This window comes from Streptomyces sp. NPDC047079, from assembly GCF_040643755.1.
Classification (GTDB): Bacteria; Actinomycetota; Actinomycetes; order Streptomycetales; family Streptomycetaceae; genus Streptomyces.
In genome coordinates, this window is record NZ_JBEYUZ010000002.1 from 428499 (window position 1) to 453578 (window position 25080).

A 25080-nucleotide genomic window follows, 5' to 3' on the forward strand; every position below is an offset into this window, starting at 1 on the left:
GCGGATGCGGCCCGGGGTCGAAGCCGGGCCAGGCGGCCGCGCTCCCGCACGCCGAAACGCACCCGATCCATCCCGATACAAGGAGCCACAGGACATGGCCGACTCCAGTTTCGACATCGTCTCGAAGGTCGAGCGGCAGGAGGTCGACAACGCCCTCAACCAGGCCGCCAAGGAGATCTCTCAGCGCTACGACTTCAAGAACGTCGGAGCCTCGATCACCTGGTCCGGCGACAAGATCCTGATGCAGGCCAACTCCGAGGACCGGGTGAAGGCCATCCTCGACGTCTTCGAGTCGAAGCTGGTCAAGCGCGGGGTCTCCCTGAAGTCGCTGGACGCCGGTGAGCCGCAGCTCTCCGGTAAGGAGTACAAGATCTTCGCGTCGATCGAGGAGGGCATCTCCCAGGAGAACGCGAAAAAGGTGGCGAAGATCATCCGTGACGAGGGCCCGAAGGGCGTCAAGGCGCAGGTGCAGGGCGACGAGCTGCGCGTCAGCTCCAAGAGCCGCGACGACCTGCAAGCCGTGATCGCCCTGCTGAAGGGCCAGGACTTCGACTTCGCGCTGCAGTTCGTGAACTACCGGTAGGCCCGTTGGGCCCAGCGGTACGAGGAGGGTGGGCGCCCCGAGCCGGGGCGCCCACCCTTCTTCGCTGCCGACTGCGGCTTCAGGTGCCCGGTCAGCGCCGTGAGTCACCGAACAGAACGCGGTAGAGGATCAGCAGCACCAGAGAGCCGCCGATCGCGGCCGCCCAGGTCGCGCCGTCGTAGAAGTGCTTGGTGATCGGGTGGTGGAGCCAGCGGGCGGAGATCCAGCCGCCGATGAAGGCACCCGCGATACCGATGAGGGTCGTGCCGAAGAAGCCACCGGGGTCCTTGCCCGGTAGCAGGAACTTCGCGATGGCCCCCGCCAACAGCCCCAGAATGATCCAGCCGACGATGCTCATGCCCTGACCCTGCCTCTCCACGCTGTGCCTGTGCTGTGCTCCTGCTCCGGCCAGGCCGTGTGCATGCGTTGACGCCACCTGATGCTGCTGGTCGCGCTGTTTCCCGCGATCGTGCCTCTCATCGGGGAGGACGCCCCCGGAGTGCCCGTGGTTGCGGGTCAGTATGGTGCCGTCCATGACGCAGTCGGAGGGGCAATCGCCTGGTGGCGCGGCGCTGCGCCGAACCCTCGGGCTCGGTGACGCCGTCGTCATCGGGCTCGGGTCGATGGTCGGGGCCGGGATCTTCGCCGCCCTCGCCCCGGCGGCGCACGCGGCCGGGTCCGGGCTGCTGCTCGGGCTGGCCCTCGCGGCCGTGGTCGCCTACTGCAACGCGACGTCCTCTGCACGGCTGGCCGCCCTGTATCCAGCCTCGGGCGGCACCTATGTGTACGGGCGGGAGCGGCTCGGCGCGTTCTGGGGGTACCTGGCGGGCTGGTCGTTCGTCGTCGGGAAAACCGCCTCCTGTGCGGCCATGGCACTCACCGTGGGCGCCTACGTCTGGCCCGGCCAGGCGCACGCCGTGGCGGTGGCGGCCGTGGTGGCGCTCACCGCGGTGAACTACGGCGGCATGCAGAAGTCGGCTCTCCTGACACGGGTGATCGTGGCGCTGGTCCTGGCTGTCCTCACTTCCGTGGTCGTCGTGTGTCTCGGTGCCGGGGCGGCCGACGCGTCGCGGCTCGACGTGGGCCGCTCGGGCGGCGCCGCCGGGGTGCTCCAGGCGGCCGGGCTGCTGTTCTTCGCCTTCGCCGGGTACGCGCGGATCGCCACCCTCGGCGAGGAGGTCCGGCATCCGCAGCGCACCATCCCGCGCGCGATCCCGCTGGCCCTGGGCATCGCGCTGGTGGTGTACGCGGCAGTTGCTGTCGCCGTCCTTTCCGTGCTGGGTCCGGATGGGCTGGGTCACACGGCGGCGCCGCTGGCGGACGCGGTGCGGGCGGCGGGCGTGCCCGGCCTCGTCCCGGTGGTGCGGGTGGGCGCCGCGGTGGCCGCGCTGGGCTCGCTCCTTGCGCTGATCCTGGGCGTCTCGCGGACGACACTGGCCATGGCCCGGGACCGGCATCTGCCAGGCGGCCTGGCGGTGGTGCACCCGCGCTACCACGTACCGCACCGGGCCGAGCTGGCCGTCGGTGCCGTGGTGGCCGCGCTCGCCGCGACGGTGGACGTCCGGGGCGCGATCGGTTTCTCCTCCTTCGGGGTGCTGGCGTACTACGCGATCGCCAATGCGTCCGCGTGGACACTGAATCCGTCGCCGGCTTCGCGCGTCGTACCGGCGGTCGGGCTGGTCGGCTGCGTCACTCTGGCGTTCGCGCTGCCCGCCGTGTCGGTGGGTGTGGGCGCGGGGGTGCTGGTTGTGGGCGTGGTGGCGTACGGCGTACGGCGGTGGGGGGCCGCGCGGTAGCCATCGTCCGCGGGAGGAGATGGCCCGACGGTGGCGGGAGTCTCCGGCGGTGACGGTACGGGGAGCCTTCGGCACGGGCGGCGCGGGAACTCCGGTGGTGGCGTAGGCGCGGCAGGCTCACTGGACGGAAGGCCGCCGAGCAGGGGCAACAGGCCGTAGCCGGGGCCGAACCCCGCCGTCCCCTATCCGCAGGTACATCTCCGCGGGCAACGGCGGCAGGGAAAAGCCCAGGGCCTGCTCGTGCGTGCCGGTGTCCCCTTCTGCACGGGCCCGGACACCTGAACGTCGGCCCCACCGGCGGAGGGTGCGGCCCTGGTCCGCAACCCTGTCCAGCAACTGCTCGATCTCGGTCATGGGTTCATGATGCCGGGAGCCCCTGACAATGGGGCGGCCTGTGGATAACCCCTCCCGCCTCTACGCGACGCGGGACCGCCGACCGAGCGACAGCCTTCCGGCGGGGCGGCGTACGGCGCGGAGGAGGCGTAGGTCATGGGAAGGGCGGACCCGGCGGACTCCGCCGCCCCCTCCGCCCTGACCGTCAACGCGTCGCGAACGGCTCGTCGGAGCGCACGATTTCGCGCCCGAGAGGCAGCAGCGAGACCGGGATGAGCTTGAAGTTGGCGATGCCGAACGGAATGCCGATGATCGTGAGGCACAGGGCGATGCCCGTGACGATATGGGCGAGGGCCAGCCACCAGCCCGCCAGGATCAGCCACAGGACGTTGCCGATGCAGGAGGGCGCGCCGGCGTCACCGCGCTCGACCGTCGTGTAGCCGAAGGGCCACAAGGCGTAGACACCGATACGGAAGGCAGCGATGCCGAACGGTATCCCGATGATCGTGACGCACAGCAGCACACCCGCGAGCAGGTAGCCGAGGAACAGCCAGAAGCCGCTCAGCACGAGCCATATGCCGTTCAGGACTGTCTTCACCGGTGGCGACCTGCCATCTGCTCGAGCCGGGCGATGCGCTCCGCCATCGGCGGGTGCGTGGAGAACATCTTGGCGAGTCCCTGGCCAGGACCGAAAGGGTTCGCGATCATCATGTGGCTCGCGGTCTCGATGCGCGGCTCGGGCGGCAGCGGGCGCTGTTTGGTGCCCACCTCCAGCTTGCGCAGGGCGCTCGCGAGCGCGAGGGGGTCGCCTGTCAACTGTGCGCCGGAGGCGTCTGCCTCGTACTCCCTGGAGCGGCTGATGGCGAGCTGGATTACGGACGCGGCGAGCGGACCCAGAATCAGGATCAGCAGCATGCCGAGGAGGCCGGGACCTTCGTCGTCGTCCGAGCGGCCGACGGGGATCAGCCAGGCGAAGTTCACCAGGAACATGATCACTGAGGCGAGGGCCGCTGCGACCGACGAGATCAGGATGTCGCGGTTGTACACGTGGCTCAGCTCATGGCCGATGACGCCGCGCAGTTCCCGCTCGTCGAGGAGACGCAGGATGCCTTCGGTGCAGCACACGGCCGCGTTGCGCGGATTGCGGCCCGTCGCGAACGCGTTCGGTGCCTCCGTCGGCGAGATGTAGAGGCGGGGCATGGGCTGGCGGGCCTGGTTGGAGAGCTCGCGGACCATGCGGTAGAGCCCCGGTGCCTCGAATTCGCTCACCGGGCGTGCACGCATCGCGCGTAGAGCCAGTTTGTCGCTGTTCCAGTACGCATACGCGTTGGTGCCGAGTGCGACGACGACCGCGACGATAAGACCCGTACGCCCGAAGAAGCTGCCGATGACGATGATGAGTGCGGACAGTCCCCCGAGGAGTACTGCGGTCCTGAGCCCGTTGTGCCGGCGGTGCACGGTACGCCCTCCAAGTGGTGCGGCAGGGGAACCCTTTGCCTGCGGATGCTGCTGACTCCACTTCTCAGTGGACCCTCCCGCACTGGTCAACGCCAGGCGAGGAGCGCGAGTTCCCTTGCGCAGGGACCGGGGCGTGTAGGCCGTCCGGGTGAGGCAGTGCCCCCACGCGCGCCTGCCGAGTCTCGAGTGCCCCGCGCGGTGAGGGCGTCGGTCAGAAGAGGGCGGTGGCCGAGAAGCGCAGCACCAGCTGCGGTGCTCCGGACAGGGCGATGCCCAGGACGGCGGTCAGGGCGATGGCGGCCGTGAGCGGAGCCGGGACACGGTGTTTCTCGGGCTCTCCCTCGGGGGCGCGGAAGAGCAGAGCCGTCCACTGGAGGTAGTAGAAGAGCGCGATCACCACGTTGAACGCCATGACCACGGCGAGCCAGCCGAGCCCGGCGTCGACGGCCGCGGAGAAGACGGTGACCTTCGCGAAGAGACCGATGATGCCCGGTGGGAGGCCCGCCAGGCAGAGCAGGAAGAACGCCATCAGCAGGGCCGCGAGGGGGTGGGATGCGTACAGGCCGCGGTAGTCCATGATCCGGTTCAGGGCCCTCACCCTGCCCACGAGCGCGGCCACGGCGAAGGCGCCGAGATTCACCGCGCCGTACATGAGGGCGTACGCCACGGTGGAGCCGATCGACTTCTGGGCGTCCCTGGAGTAGGCGGCAGCCGCGATAGGCACCAGGAGGTATCCGGCCTGGCCGACGGAGGACCAGGCGAGCAGGCGCACGGCGCTGTACGCGCGCGTGGCCTGCTGCCGCAGGGCGCCCACGTTGCCGACGGTCATGGTGAGAGCCGCCAGCGCGGCGAGGGCCGGGCCCCATACATCGGAGTACGACGGGAAGGCCACGACGGTGACGAGGATCAGGCCGGAGAAGCCGACCGCCTTGCCGACGACGGACAGGTAGGCGGCCACCGGCAGGGGCGCGCCCACGTAGGTGTCGGGCACCCAGAAGTGGAACGGGACCGCGGCCGTCTTGAAGGCGAAGCCGACGAGGGTGATGACGACGCCCGCCTGGGCGAGCGTGTGCAGCTGACCGTCAGCGTGCTGGATCCTGTCGGCGGTCCGGGCGAGGTACAGGGTGCCCGTGGACGCGTAGACGAAGCTGATGCCCATGAGGCTCACCGCGGTGGCGGTGACGGACGACAGGAAGAACTTCAGGGCCGCTTCGGAGGACCTCTTCTCGCCGTGCCGGATGCCGACGAGGGCGAAGGCCGGCAGGGACGCGACCTCCAGGGCGACGACGAGGGTCGCCAGGTCGCGGGAGGCGGGCAGCAGGGCGGCTCCGGCCGCGGAGGAGAGCAGCAGGAACCAGAACTCCCCTTCGGGGACTTCCCTGCGGGCGTCCTTCAGGGCGGTGACGGACAGCAGGGCCGCGAGGAGGGCGCCGAGGAGGACGAGGAGCTGGATGACGAGGGTGAAACGGTCCGCCGTGTAGCTGCACAGGTGCGGATCGCCCGTCAGGCAGAAGGTGGCGCGGTCGCCGTCCAGGAGGGGCAGCAGCATGAGCGCCGCGGCGGCGAGTCCGGCGACGGAGCCCCAGCCGAGGAGGGCCTTTCTCCGCTCGCCGACGAAGAGGTCGGCGACGAGGACGACGAGTCCGACGACCGCCGTGATGGTGGGCGGCGCGATCGCCAACCAGTCGACGGACTGGACGAGGGAGCTCATCGGGTGCCTCCTGTGAGGAGCTGCTGCACGGCCGGGTCGGTCAGGCCGAGGAGGGCCCTGGGCCACAGGCCGGCGACGACGGTGAGGACGACGAGCGGCGTCCAGGCCGCGAACTCGTAGGTGTGGACGTCGGCGAGTTTGGGGGCCCCCTGCGGGACGGCACCCATACACACCCGCCGGACCACGATGAGCATGTACGCGGCGGTGAGCAGCGTGCCGAACGCGGCGATCGCCATGAAGGTGAGGAAGGCCGGACGGCTGAGGTCTGCCGCGGGTTTGAAGGCGGCGAACATCGCGAGCATCTCACCCCAGAATCCCGCCAGACCCGGCAGGCCGAGCGAGGCGACGGCCGCGAAGGCGAGCAGGCCGCCGAGCCGGGGTGCCTTGCCGTAGAGCGCGGCGCCGGTCTCGGAATGATCCGGCACGGCGGAGCCGCTCGTTGCGGGGTGGTGGTCGGGCGGCGTGAGGGAGAGGGTGTCGAGGTCGGTGGTGCCCGTGCGGTCCTTCAGCGCGCCGACGAGGAAGAAGAGCAAGCCGGTGATCAGGCCGTGGGCGATGTTGGCGAACAGCGCGCCGTTCACTCCGGTGGGGGTGGTCGTCGCGATGCCGAGCAGGACGAAGCCCATGTGGCCGACGGAGGAGTAGGCGATGAGCCGCTTGAGGTCGCCTTTCGCGCCCCGCTTGGTGAGAGCGAGGCAGGCCAGGGATCCGTAGATGATCCCGACGACGGCGAAGGCGGCGAGGTAGGGCGCGAAGGTGTGGAACCCGGCCGGGGCAACCGGCAGGAGGATGCGGACGAATCCGTACGTGCCCATCTTCAGTAGAACGCCGGCCAGCAGGACCGAGCCGACGGTGGGTGCCGCGGTGTGGGCATCGGGCAGCCAGCTGTGCAGCGGCCACATCGGCGTCTTGACCGCGAGCCCGATTCCGATCGCCAGTACGGCGATGACCTGCACGGATGTGGTGAGCGAGCGGCCGTTGTCAGTGGCGAGTGCCACCATGTCGAACGTGCCTGCCTTGAGTCCGATCAGGAGCAGGCCGAGCAGCATGACGACGGAGCCGAGCAGCGTGAAAAGGATGAATCTCCACGCGGCCCGCGTCCGCCCCTCGCCGCCCCAGCGGGCGATGAGGAAGTACATCGGGATGAGGACCATCTCGAACGCGAGGAAGAACAGCAGCAGGTCGAGGACGGCGAAGGTGGCAAGGGTGCCGGACTCGAGGACGAGCAGCAGGGCGACGAAGGCCTTCGGGGACGGGCCCGCGGGCAGCTTGAAGTACGAGTAGAGCGCGCAGAGGAAGGTCAGCAGCGCGGTCAGGACCAGAAGGGGGAGAGAGATGCCGTCCATGCCGAGGTGGATCCGCACGTCGAGTGCGGGGATCCAGCTGATGTCGGTCGTGGCCTGCATCTTCGACGGGTGGTCGTGGTCGAAGCCGAGCGCGAGGACGATCGCGGCGATGAGGACGGCGCCGGTGACGGTGACACCGTGCCGCAGCACGGCCTGCTCGGGGGACTTCCCCTTCAGTCCGGGCGGGGCCGGCAGGAGGGCGGCGAGCGCGCCGATAAGCGGCACGACGACGATGAATGCCAGAAGGAACTGCATCACGGACTCGCTGATATCGATCACGTCTGCTCACACTCCCGTGGCGACGAGGAGGGCGGCCACCGCCAGGACGACGGTGCCGGCGAGCAGCGCGCTCACATAGGTCTGCACATTGCCGGTCTGGGCTCGCCGCACGGCGGCACCGAGCAGGCGTGGCAGGGCGCCCGCACCGCTTACGTAGGTTTCGACGACCTCGCGGTCGAGGAACCTGACGAGACTCGCCCCGGCCCTGACCGGCCGGACGAAGAGCGCGTCGTACACGGCGTCCAGGTGGAAGCCGACGGCCGCGTGGCGGTGCAGCGGGCCGAGCAGCAGACGGCCCGGGTCTGCCGGGTCGGGCGCCGAGGCCACATTTCCGTACGCGGGAGCGTGGCTGGCGATGGCCTCGGCCTCGACCAGACCGGCGTCCCCCTCGGGGTGGGCCGCTACCGCACCCAGCGGGACGCGGGCCGCGAGGGCGGTGGTGTGACGCCAGGCCCCGTAGGTGACGAGTCCGCCGACAAGGGCGAGTCCGGTGCCGAGGACCGAGGTGGCGAGCGTCGGCGTGAGGGAGCGGCCGTCGAACCACGTGGGCAGGACGCCGTAGGCGAGGCCGAACGCGAGCGACGGGACGGCGAGCACCCAAAGCACCGCGTTCATGGTGAGGGGCTGCTTGCCGTGGTCGGGCGCCTCGGTGCCATGGCCGCGGAAGGCGAGCAACCAAAGACGGGTCGCGTAGGCGGCGGTGAGCAGGGCCGTGACCAGACCGGTGACGAGGACGATCCATCCCGCGGCGCCGGGGGCGTGCTCGGTGTGGCCGGTGGCGACGTGCTCAGCGGCGCCGAGGACGGACTCCTTGGAGAAGAAGCCCGCGAAGGGCGGGATCGCGGCGAGGGACAGCAGCGCCACGGTCATCGTCCAGTAGGCGTCGGGCACCCGAGCCCGCAGGTCCCTCATACGGGACATGGTGGCCAGCGAGTTGGTGCCGGCGGCGTGGATGATCACGCCGGCGGCGAGGAACAGCAGCGCCTTGAAGGCACCGTGCGACAGGAGGTGGAAGACGGCGGCACCGCGGTCACCGACGGCGAGGGCGCCGGTCATGTAGCCGAGCTGGCCGATCGTCGAATAGGCGAGCACGCGTTTGATGTCGTCCTGGGCGAGCGCGGCGAGCGCCGATCCGGCCATCGTCACGGCGGCCATCACGGCAAGACCCACCATCGCGGCCGATGATGCCTCGAAGACCGGGAGGAGACGGGCGATGAAGTAGACACCGGCGGCGACCATGGTCGCGGCGTGGATCAGCGCGGAGACGGGGGTGGGGCCCGCCATCGCGTCGGGGAGCCAGGTGTGCAGCGGGAACTGCGCCGACTTGCCCGCCACGCCGGCCAGGAGCAGCAGGGCGACCAGGGTGGGGTGATGTAGTCCGCCGCTCGCGACGGTGCCGAGGACCTTGGTGATACGGAAGGAGCCGGCGTCGGTGCCGAGCGCGAACAGTCCGATGAGGAACGGGATGTCGCCGAGCTTGGTGACCAGGAACGCCTTGATGGAGGCTGCGCGGGCCTCCGGGGTTTCCCAGTAGTGGCCGACCAGGAAGTAGGAGCAGATGCCCATGACCTCCCAGCCGACCAGCAGGACGATCAGGTCGCCCGAGTAGACGACCAGGAGCATCGCGGAGGTGAACAGGGAGACGAGAGCGGCGTACGAGGGGTAGCGCGGGTCCTCGCGCAGATAGCCCGTCGAGTAGATCTGCACACAGGTGGCGACGACGCCGACCAGGACGGCGACGAGGGCGGCGAAGCCGTCGATGTGCAGAGCCAGTTCGATGGGGACCGAGCCGGTGGGCGTGAGCTCGGTCGCGGAGTCCAGGGCCCGGCCGCCGCCCTGGCGTGCGGCCACCAGCACCGCCAGCACCAGCGAGGCAAGGGTCGGCAGGACGGCGAGCGGACGGACGAACCCGGGGGCCGTGCGGCCGAGCAGCAGGCCGGCCGCGGCGCCGAGAAACGGAAGAAGGGGGACGAGGACGGCGAGGGTGGTCGTGGTCACGCGGTGGCCTCAGCCTTCTCGGCCGCAGGGGTGTCGCCGTCGTGGCTCTCGGCCGTGTCGCGGAGCCGGTCGATGTCCGAGGTGCCGCGGTTGCGGTAGACGGCGAGGACGATCGCCAGACCGATGCCGATCTCCGCGGCGGCGATGGCGATGGTGAACAGGGTCAGGGCCTGGCCGGAGTGCAGCGTCTCGCGGGCTGCCCTGCTCAGCCAGACGTCGAAGGCGACGAGGTTGAGGTTGACGGCGTTGAGCATCAGCTCGACCGACATCAGGACGAGGATCGCGTTGCGGCGGGCGAGGACGCCGTACAGGCCGGTGCAGAAGAGGAGGGCGGAGAGTACGGCGGGATAGACGAGATGCATCAGCGGCCGCCTTCCTTCCCGCTCGGGCTGCCCGGGACGGCCGGGGTGCTCGCGGTGGCGTTCGCCGCGTTCGTCCTGGCCTTGCGGGACAGGACGATCGCGCCGACCAGGGCGGCGAGAAGGAGGACGGAGAGTGCCTCGAAGGGGAGGACCCAGTTCTGGAACAGACTCGCGCCCGTGACCCTGGTGGAGCCTGAGGCGACGCCGTCGAGGTCGACCCAGGTCGTGCGGAAGGCATCGACGACCACCCACACCAGCGCGGCCGCGGCGGCGACGGCCACGGTGAGGGCGGCCCAGCGGTTGCCGGAGTCCGCGTCCGGCGAGCGGCCGATGGGTGCCTTGGTGAGCATCAGACCGAACAGGAGGAGGACGACGACGGAACCGACGTAGATGAGCACCTGCATCCAGGCGATGAACTCGGCGGTGAGCAGGAGGTACTCGACGGCGAGCCCGCCGAGGGTCGCCACGAGCCACAGGGCGGCGTGCACCAGCTGCCGGCTGGTCACGGTGACGAGCGCGGCGCCGAAGGTGGCCAGGCCGAAGAGGAGGAAGGCGACTTCCACCCCGGTCGGCGAGAGGAAGCCGTGCGTGGGGGCGGCGGCCATGGCCGCCGTCGCGGAGGCGAGGCTCACGACGCTCCTTCCTGCGGATCGGCGGGCTCGGCCGGCCCGGCGGGCTCGGCGGGCTCGGCCTGGGCTGCGGCAAGCTTCTCGGCGGTCTTGCGGGCGGCGGCGATCTCCTTGGGCTCCTCGGCGGCGGGGTCGAGGGCGGGCGGGGCCGGCACGGTCCACATCCACTCGCGGAGCTTGTCGCGCTCATGGGTGAGGTCACGGATGTCGGTCTCGGCGTACTCGAACTCCGGGGACCAGAACAGGGCGTCGAAGGGGCAGACCTCGATGCAGATACCGCAGTACATGCAGAGGGAGAAGTCGATGGCGAAGCGGTCCAGGACGTTACGGCTGCGCTCACGGCCGCCAGGGGCGGCGGGCGGGACCGTCTCCTTGTGGGAGTCGATGTAGATGCACCAGTCCGGGCACTCGCGGGCGCACAGCATGCAGACGGTGCAGTTCTCCTCGAACAGGCCGATGACGCCGCGGCTGCGCGGCGGAAGGGCGGGCCGGACCTCCGGGTACTGCTCGGTGACGGACTTCCTCGTCATCGTGCGCAGGGTGACGGCCAGACCCTTGGCGAGGCCGGAGCCGGGGATCGACAGGCGGGGCCGCCCGGAGGGCGTCGTCGAGTGGTGGTGGTTGGGGGACGGGCGGGACATGGTTAGGAGATCACCACCTTGACGATGCCGGTGAGGGCGATCTGGGCGAGGGAAAGGGGGACGAGGAAGGTCCAGGAGAACTTCTGGAGCTGGTCCTCGCGCAGCCGGGGGTAGGTGACGCGGAGCCAGATGACCACGAAGGCCAGGATCGCGGTCTTCAGCAGAGTCCAGAGCCAGCCGAGGCCGTCGGCACCCCAGGGACCGTGCCATCCGCCCAGGAAGAGGACGGTGGTCAGCCCGCACAGGACGACGATTCCGGCGTACTCGGCAAGAAGGAAGAGGGCGAAACGCAGACCGGTGTACTCGGTGTACGCGCCGAAGATGATCTCCGAGTCGGCGATGGGCATGTCGAACGGCGGGCGCTGCAGCTCGGCGAGGCCGGAGACGAAGAAGACGATCGCGCCGACGATCTGCCAGGGCAGCCACCACCACCGGAAGGCGTCGACGATGCCGGGCAGCGAGACGGTGCCCGCCGCCATGGCCACCGAGGCCGCGGCGAGCAGCATGGGGAGTTCGTAGGAGAGGAGCTGGGCTGCGGTTCGGAGGCCACCGAGGAGGGAGAACTTGTTCGCGGACGCCCAGCCGGCCATGAGGGAGCCGAGGACGCCGACGCCCATGACGGCGAGGACGAAGAAGATGCCCGCGTCGATGACCTCGCCGACCGCGCCCTCGCTCGGCCCGATCGGGATGACGAGGAGCACGAGGAGGTAGGGCAGCAGGGCGACGGCGGGGGCGAGCTGGAAGATACGGCGGTCGGCACCCGCCGGGACCACGTCCTCCTTCTGGGCGAACTTCACGCCGTCCGCCACAAGCTGGGCCCAGCCGTGGAACCCGCCGGCGTACATCGGGCCGAGGCGCCCCTGCATATGGGCCATGACCTTGTGTTCGGTCTGGCCGACGATCAGGGGGAAGGTGAGGAAGACGACGAACACGACGAGGAGTCGCAGGGCGACGTCGAGAGCGCCGTTCACTGCGTGCCTCCGGAGGGGTCGTCGGGGGTGGTCTGGTCTGGGGTGGGGGGCTTGGGGGGACTCGCGTCGCCGGAGCGGACTTCAGCAGCGCCCCTGTCGCCGGGGCGTGCTTCGCCGGAGCCGGTGTCGCCGGGGCGGGCTGTCCGGTCGTTTGCTTCGGGCTCCTCGTTTGCTTCGGGCTCCTCGGTTGCTTCGGGTTGTGCTGCGGGCCGGACGTCCCGTTGCGCGGCCGGGGGCTCGGGTTCCGCGGAAGGCCCCGTCCCGGTCTCGGCCGCCGAAGGCTCTGCCGCGCTCTCCGGCTTCACGGGAGGCTCCGGGGCGGTCGACTCGGTCTCGTCGAAAGCCGGGCGGGCGTGGTGCCACGGGGCGTCGGCGCTGCGCGGGGCGGCGGGGGTCCCGCGGCCTGTGCCCGTCGACTCGGCGGCGTCCGCGCTTTGCGAGACGGAGCCTTCGGAGGCGCTGCGCGAGCGACGGCCGGAAGGAGGAGCGGGCGGGGCGATGGGTTCCGCGCCCTCCGCCGTGCGCTGCGAGGCCGAGCCCTGCGACGCGCTGCGCGTACGGCGGGGACCGGCCGGGGCGGCAGGAGCAGCCGTCGCCCCGGTGTCACCCTCGGCGCGTTGCGAGGCGGAGCCTTCCGAGGCGGTGCGGGCGCGGCGGGGACCCGCAGGGGCCGCAGGTTCCGTGGCCGGCTCCGCGCCGCGCTGCGATACCGAACCCTCCGAGGCGGTGCGGGCGCGGCGGGCTGCGGGCGCGGTCTCCGCGGGTTCGGCGCCCGCCGGGGCCTGGCTCGCCGAGCCTTCGGCTGTCGTGCGGGTGCGGCGTACCGGGCGATCGCCCGCCGCACGGCCCGCGGCTCGGGCGGGGCGGGCGGGGGCCGGGGGCAGCTGCCCCTCGAGAGGGCCCCACTCGTTCGGGTCGGGGACGCCCGGGGGCAGCATCTGCCGGCGCTTGGGGCCGCCGTGGTCGGACTCCCCCGGTTCCTTCGCGCCGGGCCAGGCCTTGGCGACCCGGGCCGCCAGGACGAAGTCCTTGCGCAGGGGATGGCCCTCGAAACCCTCGGGCAGGAGCAGGTGGTCCAGCGCCGGGTGGCCCTCGAAGGTGATGCCGAACATCTCGTGGGTCTCGCGTTCGTGCCAGGCGGCACCCGCGTAGACCTCCACGGCCGAGGGCAGGACGGGGGTCTCGTGCGGGATCGTGGTCCGGACGAGGAGACGGCGGACCGGTGACAGGGCCACCACATGTGCCGCGACCCGCAGACCGGTGCCGGGTTCGTCGACCGCGCTCAGCCAGTCGAAATAGGTGCAGCCCAGTTCGTCGCGCGCGACCCGCAGTGCCGCCGTCCAGGCCGCGGGCGGCACGTCGACCGTCAGGACCTCGTACGACTCCTCGGCCGTGGCCTCTGGGCCGAAGAGGTCCTCGACGGACGCGGGCAGCCAGCCGATGGCGGTCATCGCGCCACCCCGGAACCCGCACCCGCCTCCGGGCCCGTACCGGAATCCGAGACCGCGGTCGGAGTGGCCGACGGCGGCTGGACCAGCCCGCTCTGCAGCGCGGCGGTGGACGGCGTCGAGGTGCCGTACCGCTCCCCCAGCGACTCGCGCGCGATCTTCTCCTGGAGCTTGAGGATGCCCTGGAGCAGCGCCTCGGGGCGCGGCGGGCAGCCGGGCACGTACACGTCCACCGGGATGATCTGGTCGACGCCCTTCGTGACCGAGTACGAGTCCCAGTAGGGGCCGCCGCAGTTGGAGCAGGCCCCGAAGGAGATGACGTACTTCGGCTCAGGCATCTGTTCGTACAGACGCTTGACCGCCGGAGCCATCTTGTCCGTGACCGTGCCGGACACCACCATCAGGTCGGCCTGGCGCGGCCCGGGCGCGAACGGGATCACCCCGAGGCGGATGAAGTCGTGCCGGGCCATCGATGCGGCGATGAACTCGATCGCGCAGCAGGCGAGACCGAAGTTGAAGACCCAGAGTGAGTAGCGGCGACCCCAGTTCAGGACCACCTTCATCGGCTCGGGGGCGAGGCGGGCCAGCGCGCCGAGCCGCTTCGGCTCGGGCAGGAGCACGGGCTCCGGAGCCGAGGAGGCCGAGGTAGCCGAGGGGTTCACGTCCATGTCAGGACGCCCTTCTTGTATGCGTACAGCAGGCCCACGGCCAGGAAGCCGAGGAAGATGAACATCTCCACCAGCGTCGCCGCGCCGTAGCCGGGGGCGGCGAAGACCGTCGCCCAGGGAAACAGGAAGATCGAGTCGACCGCGAAGATCACGTACAGGAAGGCGTAGACGTAGTAGCGGACCTGTGTGTGGGCCCAGCCCTCCCCGACGGGGTCGACGCCGCACTCGTACGTCAGGAGCTTCTCCGGGGTGGGCACGACGGGGCGCAGCAGGCGGCCCGCGCCGAAGGCGACGGCGACGAAGAGCACGCCGACGGCGGCGAGCAGCCCGACGACGGAGTAGGAGTGGAAGTAGCCCGCCGCGATGACGTTTCCGGCGGTCCCCGCGCTCCCGGTCTCCGCCATGACAGCGACGGCGGTCGGATCCGGCACGTCAGCCCCTCGCTCCCTGACCTCGTGACCCTGGTGAACCTTGCGAACGTTGTGTTCGACGATCTGTACGCACGGGAGTCTAGGCCCTGCTAAAGAGAGGGTAAGCAGCCCGTCACACCTCGGGATACGCCGATACTCCCCTGTGCTCCGATCACGTACCCCCGGTGCGACAGCGCTCACGCCGCATGGAACCCCGGAACCGCGCCTCACGGGACCCGGGTAGCCCGCCGCACGGGACCCGGGAAGCCCGCCTGACGGAACCCGGGAAGCCCGCCTGACGGGACCCGGGAAGCCCGCCGCACGGGACCCGGGAAGCCCGCCGCACGGAACCCGGAAGTGCGCCGCACGGGACCGCGGCACCACGCCTGACGGGATCCTGGTCACGCGCCTCAGGGGGACCCAGGGAACTCCTACGGGCCCGGGAAGGTGGGGTTTCCCCCACCGGCACGCGGCGGCCCGCCTCATGGTGTGTCGGCGGGCGGCGCGGCAGGCTGAGCGACATGACCGAACGAGGCCGGCAGATATGAGCGAACGCATGACGACCCACGGCGTCCGGGACAGCGACCAGCGGCCGCCACCCCCGCGCTTCGCCCTGGACGGGTACACCTGGCGGGAAATCGTGTATCTGCTCGCGAACCTGCCGATGTCACTGGTCGGGTTCGCCTATGTGGTGACGGTGCTTTCCACGGGTGCGGGGCTGACGGTGACCGTGATCGGTTTCCCGGTGCTGGCGGCGGGTCTGGTGGGCGCGCGGCAGCTCGGCAAGCTGGAGCGGGCTCGGGCCAGGGCGCTGCTCGGGGTGCGGGTGGAGGAGCCGACGCCGTTGCCCCTGCTGAGAGGAGGCGGACTGTTCCAGCGTCTGTGGCTGGCACTGAAGGATCCCGTGGGCTGGCGGACGATCCTGTACGACTTCATCCGGCTGCCCTGGGGGATCCTGACCTTCACGGTGACGTTCGTGTCGCTGTTCCTGCTGTGGCCGGTGCTGCCGTTCCTGGCACGCGGGCTGACGAACGTGGACCGGGCGATGGTGCGGGGCCTGCTGTCCCCCTCCGACGATCTGGAGCGACGCATCGCCGAGCTGGAGTCCGACCGGGGGGTGGTCGTGGACACGGCGGCCGCCGACCTGCGGCGCATCGAGCGCGATCTGCACGACGGAGCACAGGCCCGGCTGGTGAACCTGGCGATGGGGCTCGGACTGGCCAAGGAGAAGTTGCTGGAGGATCCGGACTCGGCGGCGGCGATGGTCGAGGAGGCCCACGGCGAGGTGAAGCTGGCGTTGCAGGAGCTGCGGGACCTCGCGCGGGGCATTCATCCGGCGGTGCTCACCGACCGGGGACTGGACGCGGCGCTGTCGGCGGTCGCGGCACGCTGCACAGTGCCGGTGAAGGTGACCGTGGACCTGGACAGCAGACCGGCCGCGGCGATCGAGGGCATCGCCTACTTCACGGTCTCCGAGCTGTTGCAGAACGTCAGCAAGCACAGCGGGGCTAAGTCGGCCTCCGTCGATGTGTGGCGGGCCGAGGAGCGGCTGCTCATCCAGGTAGGGGACGACGGTCGCGGCGGCGCCCGCCTTGACGGCGGCACCGGCATGGCGGGGCTCGCGGAGCGGCTGGGCGCGGTCGACGGCCTGTTCGTCGTGGAGTCTCCGACGGGCGGCCCGACGACGATCACGGCGGAGCTGCCCTGGCGGGACCGGGCGGACGAGGTACGCGGGCGGTAGCAGCACGCGGGCACTGTGGGGGCGGGAAAGCGGTCGTACGCGAGAGCGTGCGACCGCCTCCGCATACCGCGGAGGCGTGGGTGCCTGGGACTGCCGCAGGGGTCGTGCGGTACGGGGTGGGGAAAACCCCCGCTCCAAGACGCCGACCGGCTCCATGGTCCGAAGGGCGCGGGACCAGCACTGTGGAGGTACGAACCCGGAGAGGGCCGAGCAGGCCGACGGTATCGGGTGGACGACGAGGAGAACGGAAGACACCGATGGCCACGCAGTACGGGCAGGGATACGGAGAGTGGGACGGCTCGGGGACCCAGCGCGACGGAAGGCGGCCGCACCGGATTCCGGTCGCGCTGCGGGCGCCGGTCGAGGCGCGCAGCTGGAGCGAGTTCTGCTACCTGCTGCTGAGCCTGCCCCTCGGGATCCTGATGTTCACGTACAGCGTCACGATGTTCTCGCTCGGCGCCGGCCTGCTGGTGACCTTCCTGGGGATACCGGTGCTCGCGGCGGCGCTCGCAGGTTGCCGCGGCTTCGGTGCGCTGGAGCGGGCGCGGGCCCGGGGGCTGCTGCGGCTGGAGGTGGCCGATCCCGAGCATCTGGCGGCGAATCGGCGAGGGCCGATGGCCTGGATCGGGGCGATGCTCAAGAGCGGGGTGTCGTGGCGGCACATGCTGTACACGGTGCTTCAGTTCCCCTGGGCGGTCTTCTCGTTCATCGTGGGGGTCACTTTCTGGACGTGCGGGTGGGCGCTGCTCACGTACCCACTGTGGTTCTGGGTGTTCCCCATGTACGGCGGTCAGGGCGGGCTTCAGCTCTACGGCGACGAGACACACGGCATCTATCTCGACAATCCGTTCGAGATCACGGTGACCACGCTGGTGGGACTGTTGATCACGCTGGCCTCACCATGGATCGTCCGGGGGCTGACGACCGTGGACCGGCTGCTGGTGCACGGGCTGCTGGGACCGTCGCGGCTGGCCACCCGGGTGGTGCAGCTGGAGTCGGACCGGGGGGTGGTGGTCGACGCGGCGGCCGCGGACCTGCGGCGCATCGAGCGGGACCTGCATGACGGAGCGCAGGCCCGGCTGGTGACCTTGGCCATGGACCTGGGGCTGGCCAAGGAAAAGCTGGCGCAGGACCCTCGGGCGGCCGCGCGGATGGTGGAGGAGGCGCACGGAGAGGTCAAGACGGCATTGCAGGAGCTGCGGGACCTGGCGCGCGGAATCCACCCGGCGGTACTGACGGACCGGGGACTGGACGCGGCGCTGTCGGCGGTGGCCTCCCGGTGCACCGTGCCGGTGCGGGTGGAGGTGGACCTGCCGTCACGGCCGGCGCCGGCGATCGAGGGGATCGCCTACTTCACCGTGTCGGAGCTGCTGCAGAACGTCAGCAAGCACGCACAAGCGACGCGGGCGACGGTTGATGTGTGGCGGGTGGAGGACAGATTGCTGCTCCAGGTGGCGGATGACGGGGTGGGAGGTGCGGACGCATCCGGCGGATCGGGGCTGGCCGGGCTGGCGGGACGGCTCGACGCGGTGGACGGCATCCTGGTGGTGGATTCGCCGCCCGGCGGCCCGACCCGGATCACCGCCGAACTGCCGTGGCGATCGTCCGCCCGGAACGCCCCACCCCGATCCCCCGAGCACCCGGCGACGGACGCGTAAGCCCCGACCCAAGACACCTGGACGCCTGGCCCAGGACGGCGGAGCCCTACTACAGACTCCTGAACGCCTGCCCAGGATGCCCGAGCCCCTACCACTAACGCCCGAACGCCCGGCCGGGATGCCCGAGTCCTGCTGGGGACGCCCGAACGCCTGGCCCATGTTCGCCCCGGCCCGAGGTGCCTGAGGCCCTGGACCAAGCCGTGGCTGGCTGTCTCCGGCTAGTGGTATCGACCACTCCCCACCTGGCGCGAAAACGCCCCACAACACGGCCGCGGCAGCTTTTCCACAGGCCCGGTGTGGAACTGTGGATCGCGCGATACTGAGGTGCCGAAGGATGCCCTGGGCATCGGAGGTCCAGGACAACCGCCGGCCGCGCAGACGCACGGCCGAAGACGATGGGCACGGGGGGCCGAGGATCGTGGAGGACAGGGTGCGGGTGGTCATCGCCGAGGATTCAGTGCTGCTCAGAGAGGGCCTGACCCGGCTGCTGACCGACCGCGGGCATGACGTCGTCGCCGGGGTCGGGGACGGGGGCGCGCTGATCAAGACCGTCACCGAGTTGGCGGACCGCGGGGAGCTGCCCGACGTTGTCGTGGCCGATGTCCGGATGCCGCCGACCCATACGGACGAGGGCGTCCGGGCCGCGGTCGAGTTGCGCAAGGCGCATCCCGGGCTCGGCGTGCTGGTGCTGTCGCAGTACGTCGAGGAGCGGTACGCAACCGAGCTGCTGGCCGGTTCCAGTCGCGGTGTGGGCTATCTGCTCAAGGACCGGGTCGCCGAGGTGCGCGAGTTCGTGGACGCCGTGGTGCGGGTGGCCCAGGGAGGCACCGCGCTGGACCCGGAAGTGGTCGCACAGCTGCTCGGACGCAGCCGCAAACAGGATGTGCTCGCCGCGCTCACTCCGCGCGAGCGGGAGGTCCTAGGCCTGATGGCCGAAGGGCGGACGAATTCCGCGATCGCCCGACAGCTGGTCGTGAGCGACGGGGCGGTGGAGAAGCACGTCAGCAATATCTTCCTGAAACTCGGCCTGGCGCAGAGCGACGCGGATCACCGGCGTGTTCTGGCCGTGCTCACCTACCTCAACTCCTGATCGACTGACACTGTGTCAGTCGACGGGAAGCGTGCGCGGACCCGACGGTCCGCCGGGCCGGGCGTCGGCACGACCCCCGCGCCGCAGCAGTCCCCCGGAAGTACCAGCACCAAAGGCTGAGCAGGGAGCGTCTTCGAAAGCAGCGCCGGGAGGCGGATAAACCATGACAAATCAGGGCGTCGGACTGTCTCGCGGTCGTGTCCATCATGCGAACTACCGGGGGAAGGCGACCCTTACCGACGTAGGGTTGATTCCGGGGAGGCCGGCGGGACGGCCACTCCCAGACAGTCGCCTCGAAGGAGGTCCAGTTCAGTGACCAGCCAGGTCAGCAGGACAGCGGAACAGGCCGACGGAGCCGTCGTAGGAGAGCAGCGCAAACCGGCGAGCACGAAGGACGTGCGCAAGCTCGACCGGGTGATCATCCGTTTCGCGGGCGACTCCGGTGACGGAATGCAGCTCACCGGCGACCGCTTCACTTCGGAGACGGCGTCCTTCGGCAACGACCTGTCCACTCTGCCGAACTTCCCCGCCGAGATCCGCGCCCCTGCCGGCACCCTGCCGGGCGTCTCGTCGTTCCAGCTGCACTTCGCCGATCACGACATCCTCACTCCGGGTGACGCGCCGAACGTACTGGTGGCGATGAACCCGGCCGCCCTGAAGGCCAACGTCGGCGATCTGCCGCGCGGCGCGGAGATCATCGTCAACACGGACGAGTTCACCAAGCGGGCGATGCAGAAGGTCGGCTACGCGGCCAGCCCCCTGGAGGACGGCTCTCTGGACGGCTACAGCGTCCACCCGGTGCCGCTGACGACCCTGACCGTCGAGGCGCTCAAGGAGTTCGACCTCAGCCGCAAGGAGGCCGAGCGCAGCAAGAACATGTTCGCGCTGGGCCTGCTGTCCTGGATGTACCACCGGCCGACCGAGGGCACCGAGAGGTTCCTGAGATCGAAGTTCGCGAAGAAGCCGGACATCGCGGCCGCCAACATCGCCGCCTTCCGCGCGGGCTGGAACTTCGGCGAGACGACGGAGGACTTCGCGGTCTCGTACGAGGTCGCACCGGCCGCCAAGGCCTTCCCGGTCGGCACGTACCGCAACATCTCCGGGAACCTCGCCCTGTCGTACGGCCTGATCGCCGCCTCCCGCCAGGCGGACCTGCCGCTGTTCCTGGGCTCCTACCCGATCACCCCGGCCTCGGACATCCTGCACGAGCTGTCCAAGCACAAGAACTTCGGCGTGCGGACCTTCCAGGCAGAGGACGAGATCGCGGGCATCGGCGCGGCGCTGGGTGCGGCGTTCGGCGGTTCCCTGGCGGTCACCACGACCTCCGGGCCCGGTGTGGCCCTCAAGAGCGAGACCATCGGGCTCGCGGTCTCCCTCGAGCTGCCGCTGCTGGTCGTCGACATCCAGCGCGGTGGGCCGTCCACGGGCCTGCCGACCAAGACCGAGCAGGCCGACCTGCTCCAGGCGATGTATGGGCGCAACGGCGAGGCGCCGGTTCCGGTGATCGCCCCGCGCACCCCGGCCGACTGCTTCGACGCGGCCCTGGAGGCGACCCGGATCGCGCTGACCTACCGAACACCGGTGTTCCTGCTGTCCGACGGCTATCTGGCGAACGGCTCGGAGCCCTGGCGCATCCCGGAGCTGGACGAGCTGCCTGACCTCCGGGTGCAGTTCGCCCAGGGCCCGAACCACACGCTGGACGACGGCACCGAGGTGTTCTGGCCCTACAAGCGCGACCCGCAGACCCTCGCCCGCCCCTGGGCCATCCCGGGCACGCCCGGCCTGGAGCACCGCATCGGCGGCATCGAGAAGCAGGACGGCACGGGCAACATCTCCTACGACCCGGCCAACCACGACTTCATGGTGCGCACGCGCCAGGCGAAGGTCGACGGAATGGTGGTGCCCGACCTGGAGGTGGACGACCCGCACGGGGCGCGGACCCTCGTCCTCGGCTGGGGATCGACCTACGGCCCGATCACCGCGGCGGTGCGGCGGCTGCGCGTGGCCGGCGAGTCGATCGCGCAGGCGCATCTGCGGCACCTCAACCCGTTCCCGCGGAATCTCGGCCCGGTCCTGAATCGTTATGACAAGGTGGTGATCCCCGAGATGAACCTCGGCCAGCTCGCCACACTCATCCGGGCGAAGTACCTGGTGAACGCCCATTCGTACAACCAGGTGAACGGTATGCCGTTCAAGGCCGAGCAGCTCGCCGCGGCTCTCAAGGAGGCCATCGATGGCTGAGACGACCACGGAAGGCACGGACACGATCGAGGCGCTTTCCCTCGTTCCCAAGGCAGTGGCCAAGCAGTCCATGAAGGACTTCAAGTCCGATCAGGAAGTGCGCTGGTGCCCCGGCTGCGGTGACTACGCGATCCTTGCCGCCGTCCAGGGCTTCATGCCGGAACTGGGCCTGGCCAGGGAGAACGTCGTCTTCGTCTCGGGCATCGGCTGTTCGTCGCGCTTCCCGTACTACATGAACACCTATGGGATGCACTCCATCCACGGCCGTGCCCCCGCGATCGCGACCGGGCTCGCCTCCTCGCGCCGCGATCTGTCGGTGTGGGTGGTCACCGGTGACGGCGACGCGCTGTCCATCGGCGGCAACCACCTCATCCACGCCCTGCGCCGCAACGTCAACCTGAAGATCCTGCTGTTCAACAACCGGATCTACGGGCTGACCAAGGGCCAGTACTCGCCCACCTCCGAGGTTGGCAAGATCACCAAGTCGACGCCGATGGGCTCGCTGGACGCGCCCTTCAATCCGGTGTCCCTGGCGATCGGCGCCGAGGCGTCCTTCGTGGCCCGGACGGTCGACTCCGACCGCAAGCACCTGACCGAGGTGCTGCGCCAGGCCGCCGCCCACCCGGGCACCGCGCTGGTGGAGATCTACCAGAACTGCAACATCTTCAACGACGGCGCCTTCGACGCCCTCAAGGACAAGCAGACCGCCGAGGAGGCGGTGATCCGGCTGGAGCACGGGAAGCCGATCCGGTTCGGGCCGGAGGGTTCGCGGGGGGTCGTCCGGGACTTGCGGACCGGTGATCTGAAGGTGGTCGCCGTCACTCCGGAGAACGAGGCGGAGGTACTCGTCCACGACGCCCATGCCGCCTCCCCCACGACGGCGTTCGCGCTGTCCCGGCTGGCGGATCCGGAGACCCTGCACAACACCCCGATCGGCGTCTTCCGCTCCGTGGACCGGCCCGTCTACGACACGCAGATGGCAGACCAGCTCGACACCGCGATCGAGCAGAACGGCAAGGGCGACCTGGCCGCACTGCTGGCGGGCGGGGACACCTGGACGGTGGTCGGCTAGGAGTCCGGGCGACTCGCCTGAGGGTTGCCTGGCGGCTCATCTCCAGAGCCCCGGGGCCCCGGGACGGGTGCGGGTCCTCGCATCGACTCATGTGCGGTTCGACGAGGCCTGGGCGCTCTGCGTCCGGGCCTCGTCGTATGCCCGACGGGCGCGCTCCACATCGGGCATGCGCTCCTGCGTCCACAGCGCCAGCGCGCGCACCTGGGCGGCCGCCTCGCGGCCCAGGTCGGTCAGGGAGTAGTCGACCCTCGGCGGGATCACCGGTTTGGCGTCGCGGTGGACGAGGCCGTCGCGTTCCAGGGTCTGAAGCGTCTGGGTGAGCATCTTCTCGCTGACGCGGCCCACCCGCCCGATCGCCCGGCGCAACTCGCTGAAGCGGTGGGGGCGGTCGAGCAGCTCGATCAGGACGAGGACGCCCCAGCGGCTGGTGACGTGCTCCAGGACCAGGCGATGGGGGCACAGCGCGGCCTCGGCGTCCCTCCCACGGGCCGCCGGGACAGGGGAGGCATTCGAGGCACTTACCGTCATGCCAGTACCTTACTTCAAAGTGGGTACTTTCCAATAGTTAGTACCGCTCCTAGGGTTAGTGCCAGACCACCCCACAAGGAGTTTCCGTCATGAGCATTGTCGTCACCGGAGCCACCGGACACCTCGGCCGTCACGTCGTGGAGCAGCTCCTGGAGAAGGTTCCGGCCGACCGGATCACCGCGGTCGTCCGCAGCCCCGAGAAGGCCGCCGACTTCGCGGACCGCGGTGTGCGAATCGCGGTCGCCGACTACAACGCCCCCGAAACCTTCGAAAACCTCTTCGCCGCCGGCGACAGGATGCTGCTGATCTCCGGCAACGAGTTCGACAAGGGCCGGGTCGGTCAGCACAAGGTCGTCCTCGACGCCGCCAAGGCGGCCGGGGTCGCCCTGTTCGCCTACACCAGCGCCCTCGGAAGCCTGACGGCCGCCCTGGCCGACGACCACCGGGCCACCGAGCGGCTGATCCTGGAGTCGGGCGTGCCCTACGCGCTGCTGCGCAACGGCTGGTACCACGAGAACTACACCGAGAACCTCGCCCCCGTCCTGGAGCACGGCGCGGTCGTCCAGGCCGCGGGTGAGGGCCGGGTCGCCTCCGCCTCCCGCGCCGACTACGCGGCCGCCGCCGTCGCGGTGCTGACCGGTGAAGGCCACGAGAACGCCACGTACGAGCTGAGCGGCGACACCGCGTGGAGCTTCGCCGAATACGCCGCCGAGGTGGGCAAGCAGGCCGGCAAGGAGATCGCGTACAACGCCGTCCCACTGGACACCTACACCGGGATCCTGACCGGCGCCGGGGTGCCGGGGCCCCTCGCCTCGATCCTGGCCGGCGTGGATGTCTCCATCGAGAAGGGCGAGCTGGCCGTCACCACCGGCGACCTCTCCCGCCTGGCCGGCCGCCCGACCACCCCGGTCGCCGAGTCGATCAGGCTCGCGCTCAAGGGCTGAACAGGCCCGACGGCCCCCGGCCACCACGGCACCCCCGGCTGTCATGACCGTATGGCGATACGGGTATGACGGGCGGGGGCGCTCGCGTTACCTTCATGGATGCCGCATGGGAGCAGTCACGCGAACAAGGAGGGGCCCGTGGCCGAGAAGTCGAAGGGTGAACGGCGGACAGGTCTGCTGAACGGCTTCGCGGCGTACGGGATGTGGGGGCTCGTCCCCCTCTTCTGGCCGCTGCTGAAACCCGCCGGGGCGATGGAGATCCTCGCCCACAGGATGGTGTGGTCCCTGGCCCTGGTCATCCTGGCGCTGCTGGTGATGCGGCGCTGGGCCTGGGCGGGGCAGCTGCTGCGCCAGCCCGGCAAGCTGGGGCTGGTCACGGTCGCGGCGGCGGTCATCACCGTCAACTGGGGTGTGTACATCTGGGCCGTGAACAGCGGCCATGTGGTGGAGGCCTCACTCGGCTACTTCATCAACCCGCTCGTCACCATCGCGATGGGCGTGCTGCTGCTGAAGGAGAGGCTGCGGGCCGTCCAGTGGGCGGCGGTCGCGGTCGGTTTCGCGGCCGTGCTCGTGCTGACGATCGGCTACGGCCGCCCGCCGTGGATCTCACTGTGTCTCGCCTTCTCCTTCGCCACCTACGGGCTGGTGAAGAAGAAGATCGGCCTGGGCGGTATGGAGTCGCTGGCCGCGGAGACCGCCGTGCAGTTCGTGCCCGCGCTGGCGTATCTGCTGTGGCTGTCGGCGCGGGGTGAGGCGACGTTCGCCTCCCACGGCGCCGGGCACGCGGCGCTGCTCGCCGCCACAGGCGTGGTCACCGCGCTTCCCCTCGTCTGCTTCGGCGCGGCCGCGATACGCGTGCCGCTGTCGACGCTCGGTCTGTTGCAGTACCTGGCGCCGGTCTTCCAGTTCCTGCTCGGCATCCTCTACTTCCATGAGGCGATGCCGCCCGAGCGGTGGGCGGGCTTCGCGCTGGTCTGGCTCGCGCTGGCGCTGCTGACCGGGGACGCCCTGCGCACGGCCCACGCGGCGGCGCGCGCGCTCAGGAGCGCGGCCGTCGCGCCGGGCGCAGGCCTCCCGCCCGCCGGGACGGTGAACCCGTCACGGAAGCCGGACGGCGTGACGGCCGGTCCCGATCCGGTGGACGTCAGGCCGTAATCCCGCGGACGTCGGCCG

At 70.5% G+C, this 25080-nt stretch carries 23 protein-coding genes; 9 read left to right on the forward strand and 14 right to left on the reverse strand.

Annotated features, from left to right (window positions below; genetic code table 11):
- The first annotated feature begins 94 nt into the window (after positions 1-94).
- Positions 95-583, forward strand: coding sequence for a YajQ family cyclic di-GMP-binding protein (locus ABZ823_RS04520; RefSeq protein WP_361653532.1), 489 nt, complete (start codon positions 95-97; stop codon positions 581-583).
- 91 nt (positions 584-674) lie between these two features.
- Here the strand turns inward: ABZ823_RS04520 and ABZ823_RS04525 are convergent, their stop codons facing one another.
- Complete coding sequence (locus ABZ823_RS04525; RefSeq protein WP_361653534.1) at positions 675-941, reverse strand: GlsB/YeaQ/YmgE family stress response membrane protein; 267 nt, start codon at positions 939-941, stop codon at positions 675-677.
- 175 nt (positions 942-1116) lie between these two features.
- Between ABZ823_RS04525 and ABZ823_RS04530 the strand changes: the two genes are divergently transcribed.
- Entirely contained in the window at positions 1117-2379 is a 1263-nt protein-coding gene (locus tag ABZ823_RS04530) for an APC family permease (RefSeq protein WP_361653536.1), read from the forward strand.
- A gap of 538 nt (positions 2380-2917) precedes the next feature.
- Here the strand turns inward: ABZ823_RS04530 and ABZ823_RS04535 are convergent.
- The 12 genes from ABZ823_RS04535 to ABZ823_RS04590 all read right to left on the reverse strand — a co-directional run bounded on the left by ABZ823_RS04535 (position 2918) and on the right by ABZ823_RS04590 (position 14627).
- Positions 2918-3310, reverse strand: coding sequence for a YccF domain-containing protein (locus ABZ823_RS04535; RefSeq protein ID WP_361653538.1), 393 nt, complete (start codon positions 3308-3310; stop codon positions 2918-2920).
- Complete coding sequence (htpX, locus tag ABZ823_RS04540) at positions 3307-4170, reverse strand: zinc metalloprotease HtpX (RefSeq protein ID WP_361653540.1); 864 nt, start codon at positions 4168-4170, stop codon at positions 3307-3309. Before htpX ends, ABZ823_RS04535 begins: the two co-directional genes overlap by 4 nt.
- A 211-nt stretch (positions 4171-4381) precedes the next feature.
- On the reverse strand, positions 4382-5881 hold the full coding sequence (locus ABZ823_RS04545; RefSeq protein ID WP_361653542.1) for an NADH-quinone oxidoreductase subunit N: 1500 nt from the start codon (positions 5879-5881) through the stop codon (positions 4382-4384).
- Positions 5878-7506 (reverse strand): NADH-quinone oxidoreductase subunit M, encoded by a 1629-nt coding sequence (locus ABZ823_RS04550; protein WP_361653544.1) that lies wholly within the window; start codon positions 7504-7506, stop codon positions 5878-5880. Before ABZ823_RS04550 ends, ABZ823_RS04545 begins: the two co-directional genes overlap by 4 nt.
- Positions 7507-7512: 6 nt before the next feature.
- Positions 7513-9504 (reverse strand): NADH-quinone oxidoreductase subunit L, encoded by a 1992-nt coding sequence (locus tag ABZ823_RS04555; RefSeq protein WP_361653546.1) that lies wholly within the window; start codon positions 9502-9504, stop codon positions 7513-7515.
- Entirely contained in the window at positions 9501-9866 is a 366-nt protein-coding gene (gene nuoK, locus ABZ823_RS04560) for an NADH-quinone oxidoreductase subunit NuoK (RefSeq protein WP_361653548.1), read from the reverse strand. Before nuoK ends, ABZ823_RS04555 begins: the two co-directional genes overlap by 4 nt.
- On the reverse strand, positions 9866-10471 hold the full coding sequence (locus ABZ823_RS04565; protein ID WP_361653687.1) for an NADH-quinone oxidoreductase subunit J: 606 nt from the start codon (positions 10469-10471) through the stop codon (positions 9866-9868). The genes nuoK and ABZ823_RS04565 overlap by 1 nt, the downstream gene beginning before the upstream one ends.
- 23 nt (positions 10472-10494) lie before the next feature.
- Positions 10495-11025 (reverse strand): 4Fe-4S binding protein, encoded by a 531-nt coding sequence (locus ABZ823_RS04570; RefSeq protein ID WP_361653689.1) that lies wholly within the window; start codon positions 11023-11025, stop codon positions 10495-10497.
- 113 nt (positions 11026-11138) lie between these two features.
- Positions 11139-12107, reverse strand: a complete 969-nt coding sequence (locus ABZ823_RS04575; protein ID WP_361653550.1) for a complex I subunit 1 family protein — start codon at positions 12105-12107, stop codon at positions 11139-11141.
- Entirely contained in the window at positions 12104-13558 is a 1455-nt protein-coding gene (locus ABZ823_RS04580) for an NADH-quinone oxidoreductase subunit C (RefSeq protein ID WP_361653552.1), read from the reverse strand. Before ABZ823_RS04580 ends, ABZ823_RS04575 begins: the two co-directional genes overlap by 4 nt.
- On the reverse strand, positions 13555-14223 hold the full coding sequence (locus tag ABZ823_RS04585; protein WP_361653554.1) for an NADH-quinone oxidoreductase subunit B family protein: 669 nt from the start codon (positions 14221-14223) through the stop codon (positions 13555-13557). Before ABZ823_RS04585 ends, ABZ823_RS04580 begins: the two co-directional genes overlap by 4 nt.
- A complete protein-coding gene (locus ABZ823_RS04590) occupies positions 14214-14627 on the reverse strand; it encodes an NADH-quinone oxidoreductase subunit A (protein WP_234513543.1) in 414 nt (137 codons plus the stop codon). The genes ABZ823_RS04585 and ABZ823_RS04590 overlap by 10 nt, the downstream gene beginning before the upstream one ends.
- Positions 14628-15189: 562 nt before the next feature.
- Between ABZ823_RS04590 and ABZ823_RS04595 the strand changes: the two genes are divergently transcribed.
- The 5 genes from ABZ823_RS04595 to ABZ823_RS04615 all read left to right on the forward strand — a co-directional run bounded on the left by ABZ823_RS04595 (position 15190) and on the right by ABZ823_RS04615 (position 22435).
- Positions 15190-16374 carry a sensor domain-containing protein gene (locus tag ABZ823_RS04595; RefSeq protein WP_361653556.1) on the forward strand — a complete coding sequence of 395 codons (1185 nt, stop codon included), beginning with the start codon at positions 15190-15192 and terminating at the stop codon, positions 16372-16374.
- Between the two features lie 257 nt (positions 16375-16631).
- Positions 16632-18032, forward strand: a complete 1401-nt coding sequence (locus ABZ823_RS04600) for a sensor domain-containing protein (RefSeq protein ID WP_361653558.1) — start codon at positions 16632-16634, stop codon at positions 18030-18032.
- Between the two features lie 430 nt (positions 18033-18462).
- The gene (locus ABZ823_RS04605) at positions 18463-19122 is read left to right on the forward strand and encodes a response regulator transcription factor (RefSeq protein ID WP_361653692.1); all 660 of its coding nucleotides are present in this window, start codon (positions 18463-18465) and stop codon (positions 19120-19122) included.
- A gap of 312 nt (positions 19123-19434) precedes the next feature.
- Positions 19435-21363 carry a 2-oxoacid:acceptor oxidoreductase subunit alpha gene (locus tag ABZ823_RS04610; RefSeq protein ID WP_361653560.1) on the forward strand — a complete coding sequence of 643 codons (1929 nt, stop codon included), beginning with the start codon at positions 19435-19437 and terminating at the stop codon, positions 21361-21363.
- A complete protein-coding gene (locus ABZ823_RS04615; RefSeq protein WP_361653562.1) occupies positions 21356-22435 on the forward strand; it encodes a 2-oxoacid:ferredoxin oxidoreductase subunit beta in 1080 nt (359 codons plus the stop codon). The genes ABZ823_RS04610 and ABZ823_RS04615 overlap by 8 nt, the downstream gene beginning before the upstream one ends.
- A gap of 87 nt (positions 22436-22522) precedes the next feature.
- Here the strand turns inward: ABZ823_RS04615 and ABZ823_RS04620 are convergent, their stop codons facing one another.
- A complete protein-coding gene (locus ABZ823_RS04620; RefSeq protein WP_361653564.1) occupies positions 22523-22963 on the reverse strand; it encodes a helix-turn-helix domain-containing protein in 441 nt (146 codons plus the stop codon).
- A gap of 89 nt (positions 22964-23052) precedes the next feature.
- On the opposite strand from ABZ823_RS04620, the gene ABZ823_RS04625 reads away from it, so the two are divergent.
- Positions 23053-23907 (forward strand): SDR family oxidoreductase, encoded by an 855-nt coding sequence (locus ABZ823_RS04625; RefSeq protein ID WP_361653566.1) that lies wholly within the window; start codon positions 23053-23055, stop codon positions 23905-23907.
- 138 nt (positions 23908-24045) lie between these two features.
- On the forward strand, positions 24046-25062 hold the full coding sequence (rarD, locus tag ABZ823_RS04630) for an EamA family transporter RarD (RefSeq protein WP_361653568.1): 1017 nt from the start codon (positions 24046-24048) through the stop codon (positions 25060-25062).
- The last annotated feature ends 18 nt before the right edge of the window (positions 25063-25080 follow it).

Coding starts and splice junctions, on each gene's coding strand:
- ABZ823_RS04520 (WP_361653532.1), top strand. CDS start 95: ATGGCCGACTCCAGTTTCGACATCGTCTCGAAGGTCGAGCGGCAGGAG.
- ABZ823_RS04525 (WP_361653534.1), bottom strand. CDS start 941: ATGAGCATCGTCGGCTGGATCATTCTGGGGCTGTTGGCGGGGGCCATC.
- ABZ823_RS04530 (WP_361653536.1), top strand. CDS start 1,117: ATGACGCAGTCGGAGGGGCAATCGCCTGGTGGCGCGGCGCTGCGCCGA.
- ABZ823_RS04545 (WP_361653542.1), bottom strand. CDS start 5,881: ATGAGCTCCCTCGTCCAGTCCGTCGACTGGTTGGCGATCGCGCCGCCC.
- nuoK (WP_361653548.1), bottom strand. CDS start 9,866: ATGCATCTCGTCTATCCCGCCGTACTCTCCGCCCTCCTCTTCTGCACC.
- ABZ823_RS04565 (WP_361653687.1), bottom strand. CDS start 10,471: ATGGCCGCCGCCCCCACGCACGGCTTCCTCTCGCCGACCGGGGTGGAA.
- ABZ823_RS04570 (WP_361653689.1), bottom strand. CDS start 11,025: ATGACGAGGAAGTCCGTCACCGAGCAGTACCCGGAGGTCCGGCCCGCC.
- ABZ823_RS04580 (WP_361653552.1), bottom strand. CDS start 13,558: ATGACCGCCATCGGCTGGCTGCCCGCGTCCGTCGAGGACCTCTTCGGC.
- ABZ823_RS04585 (WP_361653554.1), bottom strand. CDS start 14,223: ATGGACGTGAACCCCTCGGCTACCTCGGCCTCCTCGGCTCCGGAGCCC.
- ABZ823_RS04590 (WP_234513543.1), bottom strand. CDS start 14,627: ATGGCGGAGACCGGGAGCGCGGGGACCGCCGGAAACGTCATCGCGGCG.
- ABZ823_RS04595 (WP_361653556.1), top strand. CDS start 15,190: ATGACGACCCACGGCGTCCGGGACAGCGACCAGCGGCCGCCACCCCCG.
- ABZ823_RS04600 (WP_361653558.1), top strand. CDS start 16,632: ATGGCCACGCAGTACGGGCAGGGATACGGAGAGTGGGACGGCTCGGGG.
- ABZ823_RS04615 (WP_361653562.1), top strand. CDS start 21,356: ATGGCTGAGACGACCACGGAAGGCACGGACACGATCGAGGCGCTTTCC.
- ABZ823_RS04620 (WP_361653564.1), bottom strand. CDS start 22,963: ATGACGGTAAGTGCCTCGAATGCCTCCCCTGTCCCGGCGGCCCGTGGG.
- ABZ823_RS04625 (WP_361653566.1), top strand. CDS start 23,053: ATGAGCATTGTCGTCACCGGAGCCACCGGACACCTCGGCCGTCACGTC.